The 17049-nt window shown below is 73.7% G+C and carries 16 protein-coding genes; 6 read left to right on the forward strand and 10 right to left on the reverse strand.

The features are described 5' to 3' along the window. Nucleotides 1-220 precede the first annotated feature (220 nt). Both ACFV18_RS17265 and ACFV18_RS17270 read left to right on the forward strand, forming a co-directional pair. Complete coding sequence (locus tag ACFV18_RS17265) at nt 221-1855, forward strand: ABC-F family ATP-binding cassette domain-containing protein (RefSeq protein WP_380483940.1); 1635 nt, start codon at nt 221-223, stop codon at nt 1853-1855. 124 nt (nt 1856-1979) lie between these two features. Further along, nucleotides 1980-2273: a muconolactone Delta-isomerase family protein gene (locus tag ACFV18_RS17270; protein WP_380483942.1), complete on the forward strand. Its 294-nt coding sequence runs from the start codon at nt 1980-1982 to the stop codon at nt 2271-2273. Nucleotides 2274-2432: 159 nt separating this feature from the next. Here ACFV18_RS17270 and fabG read toward each other — a convergent pair whose 3' ends face one another. Genes fabG through ACFV18_RS17285 form a run of 3 tightly spaced genes read right to left on the reverse strand, consistent with a single transcriptional unit; the run spans nt 2433 to nt 5621 of the window. After that, nucleotides 2433-3191 (reverse strand): 3-oxoacyl-ACP reductase FabG, encoded by a 759-nt coding sequence (fabG, locus tag ACFV18_RS17275; protein ID WP_380483943.1) that lies wholly within the window; start codon nt 3189-3191, stop codon nt 2433-2435. 38 nt (nt 3192-3229) lie between these two features. Continuing rightward, nucleotides 3230-4417 (reverse strand): thiolase family protein, encoded by a 1188-nt coding sequence (locus ACFV18_RS17280; RefSeq protein WP_380483944.1) that lies wholly within the window; start codon nt 4415-4417, stop codon nt 3230-3232. Nucleotides 4418-4472: 55 nt separating this feature from the next. After that, nucleotides 4473-5621 carry an acyl-CoA dehydrogenase family protein gene (locus ACFV18_RS17285; RefSeq protein ID WP_380483946.1) on the reverse strand — a complete coding sequence of 383 codons (1149 nt, stop codon included), beginning with the start codon at nt 5619-5621 and terminating at the stop codon, nt 4473-4475. A 149-nt stretch (nt 5622-5770) separates the two neighbouring features. On the opposite strand from ACFV18_RS17285, the gene ACFV18_RS17290 reads away from it, so the two are divergent. From ACFV18_RS17290 to ACFV18_RS17305, 4 genes are all read left to right on the forward strand, one after another. Then, nucleotides 5771-6400, forward strand: coding sequence for a TetR/AcrR family transcriptional regulator (locus ACFV18_RS17290; RefSeq protein WP_380484135.1), 630 nt, complete (start codon nt 5771-5773; stop codon nt 6398-6400). 29 nt (nt 6401-6429) lie between these two features. Then, nucleotides 6430-6621: a hypothetical protein gene (locus ACFV18_RS17295; protein WP_380483948.1), complete on the forward strand. Its 192-nt coding sequence runs from the start codon at nt 6430-6432 to the stop codon at nt 6619-6621. Between the two features lie 312 nt (nt 6622-6933). Further along, nucleotides 6934-7665: an MIP family channel protein gene (locus ACFV18_RS17300; protein ID WP_380483950.1), complete on the forward strand. Its 732-nt coding sequence runs from the start codon at nt 6934-6936 to the stop codon at nt 7663-7665. Nucleotides 7666-8377: 712 nt separating this feature from the next. Then, nucleotides 8378-8908 (forward strand): DUF3592 domain-containing protein, encoded by a 531-nt coding sequence (locus ACFV18_RS17305; protein ID WP_380483952.1) that lies wholly within the window; start codon nt 8378-8380, stop codon nt 8906-8908. A 226-nt stretch (nt 8909-9134) separates the two neighbouring features. Here ACFV18_RS17305 and ACFV18_RS17310 read toward each other — a convergent pair whose 3' ends face one another. From ACFV18_RS17310 to ACFV18_RS17340, 7 genes are all read right to left on the reverse strand, one after another. Next, nucleotides 9135-9416, reverse strand: coding sequence for a hypothetical protein (locus tag ACFV18_RS17310; RefSeq protein ID WP_380483954.1), 282 nt, complete (start codon nt 9414-9416; stop codon nt 9135-9137). A gap of 444 nt (nt 9417-9860) precedes the next feature. Next, a complete protein-coding gene (locus tag ACFV18_RS17315; RefSeq protein ID WP_380483956.1) occupies nt 9861-11063 on the reverse strand; it encodes a phosphotransferase in 1203 nt (400 codons plus the stop codon). Between the two features lie 73 nt (nt 11064-11136). Next, entirely contained in the window at nt 11137-12126 is a 990-nt protein-coding gene (egtD, locus tag ACFV18_RS17320) for an L-histidine N(alpha)-methyltransferase (RefSeq protein WP_380483958.1), read from the reverse strand. Further along, on the reverse strand, nt 12123-12899 hold the full coding sequence (gene egtC, locus ACFV18_RS17325) for an ergothioneine biosynthesis protein EgtC (RefSeq protein WP_380483960.1): 777 nt from the start codon (nt 12897-12899) through the stop codon (nt 12123-12125). The genes egtD and egtC overlap by 4 nt, the downstream gene beginning before the upstream one ends. Then, a complete protein-coding gene (egtB, locus tag ACFV18_RS17330) occupies nt 12899-14221 on the reverse strand; it encodes an ergothioneine biosynthesis protein EgtB (RefSeq protein WP_380483962.1) in 1323 nt (440 codons plus the stop codon). Before egtB ends, egtC begins: the two co-directional genes overlap by 1 nt. Next, the gene (egtA, locus tag ACFV18_RS17335; protein ID WP_380483964.1) at nt 14215-15555 is read right to left on the reverse strand and encodes an ergothioneine biosynthesis glutamate--cysteine ligase EgtA; all 1341 of its coding nucleotides are present in this window, start codon (nt 15553-15555) and stop codon (nt 14215-14217) included. The genes egtB and egtA overlap by 7 nt, the downstream gene beginning before the upstream one ends. A gap of 67 nt (nt 15556-15622) precedes the next feature. Further along, nucleotides 15623-17041 (reverse strand): aminotransferase class I/II-fold pyridoxal phosphate-dependent enzyme, encoded by a 1419-nt coding sequence (locus ACFV18_RS17340; protein ID WP_380483966.1) that lies wholly within the window; start codon nt 17039-17041, stop codon nt 15623-15625. Nucleotides 17042-17049: the final 8 nt, after the last annotated feature.

Below are 17049 nucleotides of genomic sequence, written 5' to 3' on the forward strand. Positions count from 1 at the left end.
TCCCAACCTGCCCTGTCCGCCCGCGACTTGACCGGGCTCCGGTCGGCCGGTGGTTCGCGCTTCGGATGAGCACACCGCCGTCCCGCCCGAGGACGCACCGCACAGGTGCCATGCCGTTCCTCAACCGTCGCTGCCCGTCCATGACTTGGTCTGCGTACCGGCCCGTCGGCGGGAGACGCGCGCCCGGACAGCCCACCACCGACCGAACCGGAGTTCTCCCGTGTCTCAACCCGCCCTGCTCGCCCACGACTTGGTTCGCGTAATCGGCGGTTGCCGGGTGCTCGACGGCCTGTCCCTGACCGCCGCGCCCGGCCGACGTCTCGGCCTGATCGGGGAGAACGGCTCCGGGAAGTCGACCCTGCTGCGGGTGCTGGCCGGCGTGGACGAACCCGACGGCGGGAGTGTCAACCGGCCCGCCGACCTCGGATTCCTGCACCAGGAGATGCCGTTCGACGCCGCCGCCACCGTCGCCGCCGTCCTCGACGACGCGTTGCGCGAAGCCCGCACCGACCTCGCCGAACTCGACCGTCTCGGCGCTGAACTCGCCGAACTCCCGGACGGCGACCCGCGCCAGCCCGCCGTGCTGGCCGCCTACGGAACCCGACTGGAACAGGCCCAGGACCGCGAGGCCTGGGACGCCGACCGCCGCGCAGCCCTGCTGCTCGACGGTCTCGGCCTGGCCGCCGTCGCGCCGCAGCGCACCCTAGGTTCGCTCTCCGGCGGGCAGCGCGGCCGCCTCGCCCTGGCCGCGTTGCTGGTCCGCCGGCCGTCGGCCGTCCTGCTCGACGAGCCCACCAACCACCTCGACGACGGCGCCGCCGCCTTCCTGGAGGCCCAACTCCGCACCCTGCCCGGCACGGTGGTCGTCGCCAGCCACGACCGGGCGTTCCTCGACGCGGTCTGCACCGACCTGCTCGACCTCGACCCGGCCGCCGACGGCCCGGTCCGCTTCGGCGGCGGCTACCGCGCCTACCTGGACGACAAACGCGCCCGCCGGCACCGCTGGGAACGCCAGTACGCCGACGAGCAACGGGAGTTGGCCGAGCTGCGACGCTCCGCGGAAGTCACCGCGCACCGGCTCGCCCCGGACCGCGGCCCCACCGACAACGAGAAGATGGGCTACGGTCACCGGGCGGGCCGGGTACAGCAGCAGATCTCCCGCCGGGTCCGCGACGCCGCCGGCCGGCTCGCCGACCTGGAACGCCGCCAGGTCGCCGAACCACCCGCCCCGCTGCGCTTCGTCCCACAGCACAGCCTCGCCACCGGCCCGCAGGAGCAGAACCCCGACCCGCTGGTGACGCTGCACCGGATCCACCTCCCAGGACGGCTCGCACTCGACGAACTGGAAGTCACGGCCGCCGAACGCCTGCTGATCACCGGCCCCAACGGGACGGGCAAGTCCACCCTGCTCGCCGTCCTGGCCGGCCGGCTCGACACCACCGGCCGGGTGCACCGGCGGCCCGGGCTGACGGTGGGCCTGCTCACCCAGGACACCGCCTTCGCCCGGCCCGACCGCACGGCCCGCGACACCTACGCCCTGACCCTCGGCCCCGACCTGGCCGAGCGCGTCCCGCTCGCCTCCCTCGGCCTGCTGGCCGCCGCCGACCTCGACCGCCCCGTCGGCCACCTCTCCGTCGGCCAGCGCCGCCGCCTCGCCCTCGCCCTGTTGGTGGCCCGCCCGCCGCAGCTGCTGCTGCTCGACGAACCCACCAACCACCTCTCGCCGCTGCTCTGCGACGAACTGGAGGAGGCCATGGGCGGCAAAGGCCCGGGCGCGATCGTGGTGGCCGGCCACGACCGCTGGCTGCGCCGCCGCTGGCAGGGCCGTGAACTCGCCCTCGGAGCGGATCGCTGACGGCCGGGTGTCGCTGGTGGCGACGGACGGCCCCGGGCCGGACGATGGACGGCGAGCGGCGCCCGCCCCGTCCCGTGGGGCACCGGACCCCGTGCCGCCGCCGGTCGAGAGACGGAGCAGGACCATGAAGGAGTTCCTGGTCGAGATCACCACCGCCGTGCCCCCGGACGTCCCCGCCGAGGAGATCGACCGGCGGCGCGCCGCCGAACGCCGGCGAGCAGGTGAACTCGCCGACGCCGGGCGCCTGTTCAGACTGTGGCGGCCGATCGGCGAGAAGCGCAGCATCGGGATCTGGCGGGCCGAGGACGAGGCGCGACTGCGCGCGGACGTGCTCGGCACGCTGCCGATGTGGCCCTGGATGACCGCCGTGGTCACACCGCTGGAGCCGCACCCGAACGACCCGGGCACGCGCGGCTGACCCAAGGCCCGCGCGAGCCCGCCGGGGCACCCGCGCGAGCCCGCGGCGGGGCTACGCGAGCCCGCAGGGGCAACCCGCGCGAGCCCGCAGGGGTCCCGCGCGAGCCCGAAGCCGGGGCGGGGCCACCGCCGGGCGCAGCGGCCCCGCCCCCGGGTCGAACTACCGCGCGCCGCCGTTGACGTACAGCGTCTGCCCGCTCACGTACGACGCGTCCTCGCTCGCCAGGAACGCCACCACCGAGGCGACCTCCTCCGGCAGACCCACCCGCCGCAGCGGGGTGCGCTGCGCGACCTCCGCCTGGTGCGCCTCCGGTGTCGCCCCGACCCGCTCGGCCGTCGCCGCCGTCATCGACGTCGCGATGTACCCCGGCGCCACCGCGTTCACATTCACGTTGAACGGGCCCAACTCGATCGCCAGCGTCGCCGTCAGCCCCTGGATGCCGGCCTTCGCCGCCGCATAGTTCGCCTGACCGCGGTTGCCCAGCGCCGAACGCGAACTCAGCGACACGATCTTGCCGCACTTCTGCTGCACGAAGTACCGCTGCGCGACGTGCGAACAGTTGTAGGCGCTGGTCAGGTTGACCGACAGCACCGTGTCCCAGTCGCTCTTCGGCATCTTGAAGAACAGGTTGTCGCGGGTGATCCCGGCGTTGTTCACCAGGATGTGCACGCCTCCCAACTCCTCGACCACGGAGGCGAACACGGCCTCCACCGCCTCGTAGTCGGCCACGTCGCAGCCGTACCCGCGCGCGGTGCCGCCCGCCGCGAGGATCTCCTTCACGGTGGATTCGGCGCGCTCCGCCGTCAGGTCGACCACGGCCACCGCCGCGCCCTCCTCGGCCAGCCGCCGCGCCGTCGCCGCCCCGATGCCCTGCGCGGCGCCGGTCACCACCGCCACCTTGCCTTCGAACCTGCCCACGGTCACACCTTTCCGACGCATCGTCATATCAGAGAACTTCAGTCCCGCTCGACCAGGACGGCCGAGCCCTGGCCGACGCCCACGCACATCGTCGCCAGGCCGCGCCGGGCGCCGGTGCGGCGCATCCGGTGCAGCAGGGTGGTGAGGATCCGGGCGCCCGAGCAGCCCAGCGGATGGCCCAGCGCGATCGCCCCGCCGGACGGGTTCACCAGCTCCGGGTCGATGCCCAACTCGCCGACGGACGCCAGCGCCTGGGCCGCGAATGCCTCGTTGAACTCGGCGGTCTCCACGTCCTGCAGCTTCCAGCCGCCGCGCTCCAGCACCCGCCGGGTCGCCGGGACCGGCCCGATGCCCATCACGTCCGGGTGCACGCCCATCGACGCGCCCGCCACGTACCGGCCCAGCGGCTCCAACTCCAGTTCCGCCAGCGCCCGTTCGCTGACCAGCAGCAGTGCTGCCGCGCCGTCGTTCATCGGCGAGGCGTTGCCCGCCGTGACGGTCCCGCCCGCCCGGAACACCGGCTTCAGTGCGGCCAGCTTCTCCGCCGTGGTGTCGGGCCGGATCGATTCGTCGCGCTCCACCAGCACCCCGTCCGGGCGCCGCACGGCCAGCAGTTCGGCGTCGAAGTGCCCCGACTCCCGGGCCTGCGTGGCCAGTTGGTGGCTGCGCAGGGCGAACGCGTCCTGCGCCTCGCGGGTGATGCCGTAGCGGCCGGCCACCTCCTCGGCGGTCTCGCCCATCGACAGGACGCCGTGCAGCTCGCGCATGCGGGGGTTGGTGAGCCGCCAGCCGAGCCGGGTGTCGAAGGTCTCCATCCGGTGCGGCAGCGCCTCGTCCGGGCGGGGCAGCACGAACGGGGCGCGGCTCATCGACTCGCAGCCGCCCGCCACCACCACGTCCGCCTCGCCGGAACCGATCGCCCGGGCCGCCGTGGTGACGGCCTCCATTCCGGACGCGCACAGCCGGTTGAGGGTCGCGCCCGGCACCGAATCGGGCAGCCCCGCCAGCAGCACCGCCATCCGGGCCAGGTTGCGGTTGTCCTCGCCGGCCTGGTTGGCGGCGCCCCAGTACACGTCGTCGATCCGCGCCGGGTCCAGCCCCGGCACCTGGTCGAGCAGTCCGCGCAGCACTGCTGCCGACAGATCGTCGGGCCGGACGGCGGACAGCGCGCCGCGCAGCCGCCCGATCGGGGTGCGGCGGGCAGCGGCGATGAAGACCGGAAGCACTTCGTCGAGCTCCTGTTCGTGACGGTCGGTCGATCGATGCGTTCGTGACGCCCGATCAGAAGGCGTTGACCCCGGTCAGGGAACGCCCGATGAGCAGCTTGTGGATCTGGCTGGTGCCCTCGTACAGCGTCATCACGCGGGCGTCGCGCAGGTACTTGCCGACGGGGTACTCGTCGGTGAAGCCGTACCCGCCGAACACCTGCAGGGCGTTGTTCGCGCAGCGCACCGCCGCCTCGCTGGCGAACAGCTTGGCGACCGAGGACTCGGTGGCGAAGGGAAGCCCGCGGTCGATCAGGTCGGCGACCCGCCAGGTCAGCATCCGGGCCGCGGCCACGTCCACCGCGATGTCGGCCAGCAGCTCCTGCACCAACTGGTGGTGCGCGAGGGGCTTCCCGAACTGCTCGCGCTCGCCGGCGTAGCGCACCGCCGCGTCGAGGCCGGCCTGCGCGATGCCGACGCAGCCCGCCGCCACCGACATCCGGCCCTTGGCGAGCGCCGCCATGGCCACCGTGAAGCCCTTGCCCTCCTCACCGAGCCGGGCACTGTCCGGTACCCGGACGGCGTCGAAGGCCAACTCGGCGGTGGCCTGGCCGCGCAGGCCCAGCTTGCCGTGGATCGGCGTGCGGGTGAGGCCGGGCGTGTCGGTGGGCACCAGGAAAGCGCTTACCCCCCGGTGTCCTGGCTCACCCGTACGGGCGAACACCAGCGCCACCTCGGCCCACGTCCCGTTGGTGATGAACATCTTCGCGCCGGAGATCAGCCAGTCGTCGCCGTCCCGCACCGCGCGAGTCGTCAGGTTCGCGGCGTCCGAACCGGTGCCGGGCTCGGTCAGCGCGAAACACGCCAGCGCCTCGCCCGAACACAGCCGGGGCAGCCACTGCCGCTTCTGCGCCTCGGTGCCGAACGCGTGGATCGACTTGCCGACCAGCCCCAGCGAGACCGACACCACCCCGCGCACCGAGGAGTCGCCGCGTCCCAGTTCCTCCAGCACCAGGCAGTACGCCAAGTGGTCGCCGCCGCTGCCGCCGTACTCCTCGGGCAGAGTCAGGCCCAGGAAGCCCAGCTCGCCGAGCTTCTTGACGATCCCCAGGTCGATCGACTCCGCCCGGTCCCACTCGGCGGCGAACGGCACGATCTCCCGGTCGGTGAACCCCGCCGCCAACTCCCGGACGGCGGCCTGCTCCTCGGTCAGCTCCAGGTTCACGCGGCGACCTCCCGACTCGACATTCCGACGGCCCGAATAAACTAGCGGTGCAAGTTTTACGGTGACTGTAGCCCGCCCCCGCCCCGCACGGAAGGGGGCGCCTGCGACAATGGGCCGGTTCCCACGGCCCGCGACCCGAGGAGACCACGATCGCCCGACCGCGCACCCCCCTGCTCAGCCGGGACCGGATCGTCGCCGCCGCACTCGCCCTGGTCGACACCGAGGGCCTGCCCGCCCTCTCCACCCGCCGCCTGGCCGCCGAACTCTCCGTCAGCGGACCGTCCCTCTACAACCACTTCGCCACCAAGGACGAACTCCTGGACGCCGTGGTCGACAGTGTGATGGGCGAGGTCGACCTCACCATGTTCGACTCGCCGGACCACTGGCGCACCGCCCTGCGCGACTGGGCCCGCTCCTACCGCGCCGCCCTGGCCTCCCACCCCCAGCTCGTCCCCGTCCTCGCCCAGGGCCCCGGCCGCCGCCCCAACGCGCTGCGCCTCGCCGACGCCGTCTTCGGCTGCCTGGTCGACGCCGGCTGGCCACGCGGCCAGGCCACCCGGATCGGCGCCCTGATGCGCTACTTCATCACCGGCTCCGCCCTCGGCTCGTTCGCCGCCGGCTTCCCCGAGGACGCCGCCCTCTACACTGCCGAGTACCCGCACCTCGCCGACGCCCACCGCCTCGCCGAACACCGCCGCACCATCGACGAAGGCGCCTTCGAGACGGGTCTCGAAGCACTGCTCGACGGGCTCGAACTCCGCTACCGGAAGGTCGTCTGACGGCCCGCCGGAAACCGATACCGGCAGGTGTGTCGACCTCCGGAAGGGCCCTGCCCGAGCGCCCGGACCGGGCCGTGACCGTCGACCACAGCACCTTCGAGGACACCATCTGCGTGGTGATCGGCGCCCTTCTGATCCTCGGCGGCCTCGTCGGAGTGGTCACCGCCCTCGCCCACCTGCCGCCCCGCCCGCCCATCGTCGTCCCGAAGTGGCGGCTCTGACCCGCCCGGCACCGACCCGGCGCCCGCGGAACGTGCCGCGCATGCCGCCCCGGGCCGCCCGGACCGGCGGGTTGACGTTCCGACAGCTGTTCGCCGCCCGTCCTGTCCGCGTCTGTCCGTTTTACTTCCGTTTTGCATTGAGCTCTCCGTTTCCGTACGGTTTCATCCGTTCGGAGCAATTCGGCAGGCGGACGCGCCGTGAACACGGCCTGCGCCGTCCGGCCGACATGCGCTCGCCCGAACGGTCGACCAGGGTTGGCCGGACGGGGCGGCACCGGTCCGCCTGCCCTGACGGTCAGGAGGACCAGACATATGGGTGGAACGGACAGGCGGGCGGTGATCGGCGAGTTCCTCGGGACGCTGCTGCTGGTTCTGCTGGCGGTGGGCGCCGCGGTGCTCGCGGGGGACGCGATCGGCCCGGTCGGCATCGCGCTCGCCTTCGGCTTCGTGCTGCTCGCCCTGGCGTACGCGCTCGGACCGATATCCGGCTGCCACGTGAACCCGGCGGTGACACTCGGCTTCCTGCTGGCCCGCCGGATCGACGGGCGCACCGCAGTCTCGTACTGGATCGCGCAGGTGCTCGGCGGCATCGCCGGCGCGGCCCTCGTCCTGCTGCTGGCCAGGCAGGTACCGGGGCTGGAGACCCACGGCAAGCTCGGCACCAACGGCTGGGGCGAGCGCTCCCAGGTGCACATCAACGCCGGCGGCGCCTTCCTGACCGAGGTCGTCCTCACCTTCCTGCTGGTGTACGTCGTACTGGCGGTCACCCACCGACTGGCCGCGGTCGGCTTCGACGGGCTGCCGATCGGGATCGCCCTGGTGGTCGTCCACCTGGTCGGCATCCCGCTCACCGGCACCTCCGTCAACCCGGCGCGCAGCCTCGGCCCGGCACTGTTCGCGGGCGGCGAGGCGCTCACCCAGCTGTGGCTGTTCCTGCTCGCCCCGCTGGTCGGCGGCGCACTGGCAGCGGGCATGCACCTGCTGACCCACCCGCAGCCGAACCTTCCGGCGGCGGAAGCCCTGGCCACCGACGCACGGGTGTAGTCCCGGCAAACCGGCCGAGCGGCGGCCGGGACCACCACCACCACGGTCCCGGCCGCCACACCGCGCCGCAACGCGCTGCGCCTCGCCGACGCCCACCGCAACGCGGAACATCGCTACGGGTCAACTGCCGCCCGTCACCCCGGTCTTGGCTGTACTGGCCCACCCGGGCTCTGGCCGTACTGGCCCACCCTGGCCTTGGCCGCACTTGGCCGCACTTGGCCGCACTTGGCCGCACTTGGCCCGCCTGGCCCCGGGCCGCACTGGCTCGCCCCCGGGCCGTGGCCACCGCCCCGCCCCGCGCTTCGCCGCGCGCACCCCGCCTGCCGTGATCAACCCGTTCGTGGGAGCCGCAGTGAGGGGGCGTCACGACGGGCCGCAACCCGAAACCCGCCGAAACCCGGTGCCCCGGTCGGCCCGATTCGTTCTGGTTCGCCCGGGCACCGCGCTGCTTCCCGGACAACGCGCCTGGTCCACGCTCGTTTTCCTGGTCCTCTTCGCCAGGTTCGGCCTCCTCCTCACCGCGGTCGGTGTCCGCGCGCTCCGGGCCGACCCGTCGCGTCCGCCGCGCCCGCCGACCGGCCCCACCGACCCGGAAGCCTGGTTCTGACCTGGTCCTCTTCCCCGTCGCGGGCCCGGAGGCCGGCTCTTGCCGCGCGGGCCCGGCGACCCCTATTGTTCGGCGCACTCGCAGGACCTCGGGGGGAACGAACGAATGAACGACGCAGTGGACACTTTCGGTACGGTCTTCAGCCTTGTCGCGGGCCTGATGGCCCTGATCGGCCTGCTGATCGCGGGCCTCGGCATCACCGGCATCGTCCTCGTCCTGCGGCGCTCCCGCCGGCGCAACCGCACCCGCACGCACGGACTCGTCGCCGAGGCCGCGGTGCTGGAGACCTACCTGACGCAGGACCGCGTCGCGGACTCGCTCACCATTCGCACCGGACGCCACGTCGTCCTCGGCTTCCGCACCGCCGACGGCCAGGACATCCGCCTCAAGGACACCACGGGCATCCCGCGGATCGCCGGCGACCGCGTCACCGTCCGCTATCTCCCCGAGCGCCCCCGCGAGGCCATTCCCACCGACGTCCCCGGAACCGGCCAGAACGTCGGACACACCATCGTCCTGGTGATCTGTTCGTTCTTCACACTGTTCGGCCTGGTCTTCGCCGCCACCACCATCGGCATGGCCGTCTTCGCCAACCAGATGCCGACCGAGCCGCCCACCCCGGGCAACTGGCCGTAGCGACCCGCCCCGCGCCAGCCGGATCACGGCAGGCTCGGGCAGTTGTCAGCCGTTCGCGGGCTCGCCGTTGCCGCGACACCCCGGCGTGCACTCCGCCGGTTCCGGCAGCGGCCAGTTCCACGGCCACAGGTCCATCACGTCCTGCGAATCCGCGACCAGGCCCCACGGCCCGCCGGCCGGCGCAGCAGGCAGCGGTGCCGGACGAGCTCCTCCGCCTCGGCGATAGTCAGCCGGTCGGACTCGGCGCAGTGGTCCGACACCCGCTCGGGCCGCGGGTGGACGTTCCACGGTCGCCCGCCGCCGTCCGGAAGCGCATCCGGTGGCTGGTGCCCCACTGCGAGCCGGAACCCCAGCCGTGCGACAGGTCGATCGGCCGCCGGTTGCGCCGCCGGTACGCCCAGTACATCGGTGAACCGTCCGCCCAGCCCGGCTCCGCCAGGTGCGCGCCCGCTCGTACCCGCGCTCCCGCGCGGACGAACAGCAGCTCACCGAAGAGCAGACCCGGCAAAGCACATCCAGCAGCTCGATCGGCGCGTCCGGGTCCTCGGCCGGCACCAGCTCGGCGATCTCGTGCAGGAAACGGGTCGAACCCGTCGGCCGCGCCGGTCTCCGTCATCCCCAGCCGGGTGAAGAACCCGAGGTACCCCTCACGGTCGGTCTCCAGCCACGCCCTGTCCCGGCCGTCCCGCCCGCCGTACGGGGGCTGGAAACCCCAGCGTCATCGATTCCGCGACCCGGCTGAGCGCATACAGCTCCGTCTCCAGCCGGTCCCGGTCGTCGGGGGACAGCGCGCAGAACGTGTCGAACCGGGACGCCGGGGCCAGCCGCGCCGGATACGCGGGCAGCGCCCGGGCCGCCCCGCGTCCGGCAGCGGCTGCGCCAGGCCGTCCGGCGCCATTCGCTCCAGCGTCAGGTAAAGGTCCCGGCCCGCCCCTCAGCGGCTCGAACTCGCTTACTGCGCCGCCCCGTTCCGCAGCGCGCGGCGCAGCGAGGCCACCGGGTCGCCCGCGTGGTAAGGGCGCTCGCTCGGCTCGATGCCGTCCAGGAACTCCTGGTAGCGCACCGCGAAGTGCAGGTGCATCAGCGGCGCAGCCGGCGCCAGTGCGCGCAGCGGGTCGCTGCCCGGGACGAGGGCCTGCCAGGCGGCGGCCCAGCGCTCGCGGACGGTGGCGCCGCGCTCGGGAGAGAGGAACGGCGACGGGCGCAGGCCGTCGAGGGCCGGGTGGCTCCACATCGCGTCGGAGAAGTCCAGGACCACGCCGCGCTCGCCGTCCCAGCGCCAGTTGCCCGGGTGGCAGTCGCCGTGGACCAGCGTCAACGGCAGGCCGCAGTCCGCGAGTTCGTCCACCAGGGCGGGCAGCCGGTCACCCAGGGCGAGAGCCCGGTCGTACTCCTCGGCGGTGAGCTCGGGGCGCAGCCGCTCCAGCAGCGAGGGGAACAGCGAGGCCAGCGCCGCCGGCGAGCGGTCCGTCAACCCGCCCGGCCCGTCCCCGGCGACGGCCGCCTGCACGGCCGCCCACCGGTCCACGATGCTCAGCATGCCGTCCTCCGGCAGCCCCCAGCAGTCCACGCCCGGCGCCTCGTCCAGCAGCATCCGCCGACCGTCCGCCGCCAGTACCCGCGGCACCAGCTCGGGATCCGCCTTCGCCACCCGGGCGATCACCTCGGCCTCGGCCACCGCGAACGGCGGGGTGCTCTTCAGCCAGGCCGCACCCGCGCCGGTCGGGAAGCGCGACAGCGCCGACAGGTTCCAGCTGCGCACCTGCTCCACCGGCCCGGTCCGCGGACGGCCCAGGGAGGCCAACTCGCCATCGGCCCAAGCCCATTCGGCGGCCAGCCCGTCCGCCGAGGCCCACGGCAGCCGCAGCGGCTGCTCGTCCAGCTCCACGGCCGGGGCCGCGGTAAGCGGCTGAGAGGGACGCTCCAGCGCCTGCGCCAGGTACACCACCTCGCCGCCACTGCCGGTCTCGCCGCCGTCCACGGACAGCATCCGCAGCAGCGCCACCGGCACCCCGGCCGCCTCCGACGCCGCCCGCACCACCTCCCCGATCTCCGCCCAGTAGGGCGCGGAAGCCGTGAAAGGCCCCACCGCGCCGAGGAGTTCACCCTGCCATGCGATCAGGACGGTCACCGTCCGCCGTTCAGTGTTCTGCACCCCGGCATTGTCCGGACAAGAAGGCCCGCCCGCCAGCGAATTTCCGCCGGCGGGCGGGCCGGGAAGCCACGGCTCAGTCCGCGGCGTCCGTCATCGGCCGCGACAGCGACAGGCCGAACCGGCCCTCGGAGTCCGTCCACCAGTCGCTCAACCGCAGCCCGGCGGCGAACAGTTCACGCTCCACCCGTTCCCGCCGGAACTTCGCCGACACCTCCGTGTGCAGCTCCTCGCCCTCCTCGAAGTGCACCCCGATACCCAGCTCCGTGATCTTCACGCTCTGCGTCCGCAGCGAGCGCAGCCGCATCTCGATCCACTCCTGCTCCGGATCCCAGAGCGCCACGTGCGCGAACTGCGCCGGGTCGAAGTCCGCGTCCAGCTCGCGGTTCAGCACCGCCAGCAGGTTCCGGTTGAACTCCGCCGTCACGCCCGCCGCGTCGTCGTACGCGGCGACCAGCACCGCCGGGTCCTTCACCAGGTCCGTGCCCAGCAACAGCGCGTCGCCCGGCAGCAGTTGGGACCTCAGGCCGCGCAGGAAATCCGCCCGCTCCTGCGGCACCAGATTGCCCAGCGTGCCGCCGAGGAACACCACCAGCCGGGGGCCGCCGCCCTCCTCGGGCAGACCGAGGCCGGTGGTGAAGTCCGAGAGCACCGCCGAGACTTCGAGCCCCGGGTACTCGGCGATCAGCGCCTTCGCCGCCGACTCCAGCGCACTCTCGCTGACATCGACCGGCACGTACCGCTCCAGCGTGCCGTGCGCGCGCAGCGCGTCCAGCAGCAGCCGGGTCTTCTCCGAGGAACCGGAGCCCAGTTCGACCAGGGTGCGGGCCCCGGTCGCGGCCGCGATCTCCCCGGCCCGCGCCGTCAGGATCTCCCGCTCCGCCCGGGTCGGGTAGTACTCGGGCAGCCGGGTGATCTCCTCGAACAGCTCGGAGCCCCGGGCGTCGTAGAACCACTTCGGCGGCAGCCGTTTCGGCTTTCCGGTCAGGCCGCTGCGCACGTCCGCGCGCAGGGCGTGGTGCAGGTGGTCGGCGGGCAGAAGGCGGGTCAGCCGGTATCCGGTCACAGCGGTGCGTCCTCTCGGCTTCGCGGCCCGGTCGGGGCCAGCGGGGTGAGCGCGCTGCCGGCCGCGTCGGCCACCAGCAAGGTACGGTCGGGGACTTCGGACCAGCCCGGCCCGTCGTCGAAGGGTTCGGAGGCCACCAGCAGCGAATCGTCCGCGCCGCGGCGCTGGAACAGCGTGTCGCCCCAGGCGGTCGCGGCCAGCGAACTGCCGTCGGTGGCCAGCAGATTGATCCGGGCATCGGCCAACTCGGACGCCGCCACGCACACTTCGGCGAGCGCCTTGCCCAACTCGATGCCCGCGCGCAGCCGGTTCAGCACCACCGCCCACAGCAGCGCCGAATCGGTGCGCGCCTCCAACTCCAACAGTTCGGCGGCGGGCAGCAGTTCGGCCAGCGGCTCGAAGGTACCCGGCCAGCCCGGCAGCGCCCCGTTGTGGCTGAACAGCCAGCGCCCGGCGGCGAACGGGGCCGCCGCCTGCGGGCCCGGTGCACAGCCCGGGGTCGCCGAGCGGACGGCGCCGAGGATCGCGTGCGAGCGCACCACCCGGGCCAGGTCCGCCAGGTCGCCGTCCGCCCAGATCGGCCCCTCCCGCCGGTAACGGGCCGGACGCTCGTCGCCCTCGGCGTACCAACCCACCCCGTAGCCGTCCACATTGACGTTGCCGAAGCGCTGCAAGCGGGGCGCCCAGGACTGCCGAAGCAGCCCGAACGGCGGATCCAGCAGCACCGTGCGAAGCGCCACCGACCGTCCCAGATAAGCGAAGTGACGGCACATCAGAAATCGCCTTCCGTGTCGCGGGCGGTGCGGAACCCGGAGAAGATCTGCCGCCGGATCGGATAGTCCCAGTTGCGGAAGGTGCCCCGGCAGGCGACCGGCGCGACCGCGAACGAGCCGCCGCGCAGCACCTTGTACTCGGGCCCGAAGAACACCTCCGAGTACTCCCGGTACGGCCACGCCCTGAACCCCGGGTAGCCGGTGAAGTCGCTGGCCGTCCACTCCCACACGTCACCGATCAACTGCCGGGCCCCGTACGGCGACTCGCCCTGCGGATAGGCGCCGACCGGGGCCGGGCGCAGGTGGCGCTGGCCCAGGTTGGCGTGCTCCGGCCCGGGCGGCTCGTCGCCCCACGGGAAGCGCCGGGAGCGGCCGCTCGCCGGGTCGTGCCGGGCCGCCTTCTCCCACTCCGCCTCGGTCGGCAGCCGCCGACCCGCCCACCGCGCGTACGCGTCCGCCTCGTACCAACTCACGTGCAGCACCGGCTCGTTCGGCGGAACCGGCTCGACGTGCCCGAAGCGGCGGCGCAGCCACTGCCCGCCCTGCTGGGTCCAGAACAGCGGCGCGGTCAGGTCGGCGGACATCCGGTGCTCCCAGCCGGCCGGTGTCCACCAGCGCGGGTCGCGGTAGCCGCCGTCGGCGATGAACGCCTGGTAGGCGGCGTTGGAGACCGGCGCGCTGTCCAGCCAGAACGCCGGCAGGTCCACCAGGTGCGCCGGGCGCTCGTTGTCCAGCGCCCACGGCTCGGTGTCGGTACCCATGGTGAACGGCCCGGCGGGGACCAGCACTTCGGGAGCGAGCGCGCCCTCCGCGGCGGGCGGCGGCGGCGCGTCCAGCACCGCCGGGCCCTTGCGCAGCTGGTGGGTGATCAGCATGGTCTCGTCGTGCTGCTGCTCGTGCTGCGCGATCATCCCGAACGCGAACCCGGCGTCCAGCAGCGGCGCCCCCTCCAGCGGCGAGGCGGCCAGCAGGTCCAGCACCCGGCCGCGCACCTCGTACGCGTACGCGCGGGCCTGGTCCGGCGGAAGCAGCGGCAGGCTGGGGCGCTCGGAACGCGGATGCTCGAACGCGTCGTACAGCGGGTCGATCTCCGGGTGCATCGGGTCGCGGCCGCCGACGTTGCGCAGCAGCCACAGCTCCTCCTGGTTGCCGATGTGCGCCAGGTCCCACACCAGCGGCGACATCAACGGTGAGTGCTGGGCGACGAGTTCGGCGTCCTCCACGGCGCCGGTGAGCAGCCCGGTGCGCTCCCGGGCGGCCAGCAGTTCGGTGGCGATCAGCTCGCGCAGCACGGCGGGGTCGGTGCGGTCGGCGTTCAGCACGGGGTGTCCTCCTGCAACGCGGGCGCGGCGCCGGTGCGCAGCGCGGCCAACTGGTCGTCGGCGGGGCAGCGGCCCCGGGCCGGATAGCGCTCGGCGAACTCCAGCAGCGCGGGCCGCAGTTGGCCGTCGCGGCGGGCCAGCGAGCGCTCGGCGGCGGAGAAACAGGCCAGCGCGGCCCGGCGCAGCTCGGCGTCGGCCATGCCGAGCGCGGCGGCGCGCCGCCACAGACCCGAGCGGGGCGCGCGCGAGCCCGCGTGGCCGAGGCGCTCCAGCGCGGCCCGGGCCTCCTCGGCGGCCAGCGGATCGTCCATCAGCGCGGACACCAGCGCCAGCGGCACCCGCCAGCCCTCGCCCGGCTGGGCGTCGATCATCCGGAGCTCCAGGTGGCCGCGCGGGCGCACCGGCGGGAACAGCGTGGTGCGGTGGTAGTCCAGGTCGGCCAGCACGGCGCCGCGTTCGCCACCGCCGCGCAGCCAGTCGCGGAAGGTCAGCCCCGCCGGGGCGTCCCACGGCAGCCCGTCCGGGCGGCGCACGCACAGCACCGTCGCGTCCAGCACGTACCGCGTCCACGCCTCGCGCGGGTCGGCGAGCGGCGGCGGGGCCAGGGTGCGTGAGGGGTCCATCCGCGACCAGACCAGCTGCCGGGTCGACTTCCAGCCCGTCGGACGGCCCTCCAGCAGCGGCGAGTTGGCGAACGCGCCCACCAGCACCGGCCCCAGCAGATGCGTCAGACGCCAGCGGTCGAGGTACGTTCCCTCGGTGCCCGCGTCCACGCAGACCTGCACCGAGGCGGTGCCCGTCATCATGATCCGGCCCCACGGGCCGCCGCGGCCGAAGTGGCGTTCCATCGCCCGGTAGCGCGGGTGGGTGGCCAGCATCCGGCGCTCGCGGTCCAGCGGATCGGTGCCACTGCCCGTCAGCCGCAGGCCCTCGGCGGCCAGCGCCGCCCGCAGCACCGCCTGGTCGGCGCTCAGACCCGCCGCGCAGGCGGCCGGGTCGGCGGCGGGCGGGGAGCTGAGCTCGACCTGCCCGCCGGGTTCGTACGTCAGCCGCGAGCCCGCCGGAAACACCGGGCCGTCGGCCGAGCCGGGCAGCACCGCCAACGCGGCCGCCACCCGGGCGGGATCCACCGGGGCGGACGGACATCGGCCGTCATGGACGAACCACTCCGCCTCCACCCCGACCAGCGCCGGCGGCCCGATCTTGAAGCAGATGGCGCCCAGGTGTCGTTCGGCCGACGCCTCGGTCAACTCCGTCGGTGGGGTCACGCTCTGTGTCGAATCGGCCGGTCGATCGGCCTGCGGTGGGCGTACAGATGTCACCGGACTCACCATCCCTCGGTACGCGACTATGGCCCGGTTGTTCCTGCTCAGTCTGCCCCGGGGCAAACCTCGACGCCCGTCAGCTCGCAGTCGTGCAGGTCAAGCGGGTGAGAGCGGTGCGGAGCCGGTCCGGCGGCAGGGCGAAATTCAGCCGCAGGCAACCGGAACCGGCCGGGCCGAAATCGGAACCGTTCGCCAGTTCGACCTGACGCTGCGTAAGCAACTGCTCCCGGGTCCCCAGGCCCGAACCGTCCAGCCAGAGCAGGAACGACGCCTGCGGACGAGCCAGCACCGCATCGCCCAACGCCGCCGTCGCCGCCTCCCGGGCCGTCACCAACCGCTCCAGCAACCCCGCCAGCCACGCCTCGCCCTCCGCCAGCGCCGCCCGCTGCACCAGCGCCCCCAGCAGGCCGCCCTCCCACAGGCCGAACCCCGCCATCACCTCCGTCAGCCGCGCCCGCAACGCCGGATCCGGCACCAGCGCGAGACAACTCGGCACCCCCGACACGTTGAAGGTCTTGCCGACCGAGTTCAGCGTCACCACATTCGGCGCCCCGTCCGTCACCGCCACCGCCACCGGATGCGGCACGCCCGCGTCCGGATGCCGCAGATCCCCGTGCACCTCGTCCGACACCAGCAGCCCCGGCGCCGCGGTCCGGGCCAGCGCCCGGATGTCCTCGGCCGGCCAGAGCAGGCCCGTCGGATTGTTCGGACTGCTCAGCAGCACCATGCCCGGGCGGGCGGCGGCGATCTCCTGGAGCGGCAGGCGGAAAGCGTTTTCCCGTTGGTCGGGGGAGTGCGGCAGCGATGCCGGCGATGCCAGCGGTGCCTCCGGCATCGACCGGAAAGCGTTTTCCCGTTGGTTGGGGGAGCGGAGTGGCGGTACCTCCGGCACCAGAGGGAAAGCGTTTTCCTGTTGGTCGGGGGAGTGCAGCGGCGGTACCTCCGGCACCAACCGGAAAGCGCTGTCCAGCTGGTGGGGGGAGTGTAGCGGCGGCACCCCCGGCACCAATCGGAAAGCGTTTTCCCGCTGGCCGGGGGAGTGTGACAGCGATGCCTCCCGCACCGACCGGAAAGCGTTTTCCTGTTGGCCGGGGGAGAGCAGCGGCACCTCCCGCACCGGTACGCCCGCCGCCCGGCATGCCCGCACGAACCCGTTCCACTCCGGCGTCACGCACACCGCCGGACCGGACAGCGGGCGCGCCGCCTCCAGTAGCAGCCGTACCGCCGTACCGGGTGCGAACGGCAGCAGCATCACCCACTGCGGCGGCACCTCGACCCCGTGCCGCCGCCGGTACCAGCGGGCCACCAGCACCCGGTCCGCCTCCTCCGCCACCGGATACCCGAACGCCGGATGCCCCGCCCGCACCCGCAACGCCGCGCCCACCGCCGCCGGCCCCGGCAGATCCATGTCCGCGATCCCCATCGCGATCCGCCCCGCCCCGGCCCGCGCCCACTTCGCACTCCCCGTGCCGTCCCGCGAGAACGCCTCGCCCACGACTGTTC

The organism is Kitasatospora sp. NPDC059673 (assembly GCF_042734215.1).
Classification (GTDB): domain Bacteria; phylum Actinomycetota; class Actinomycetes; order Streptomycetales; family Streptomycetaceae; genus Kitasatospora.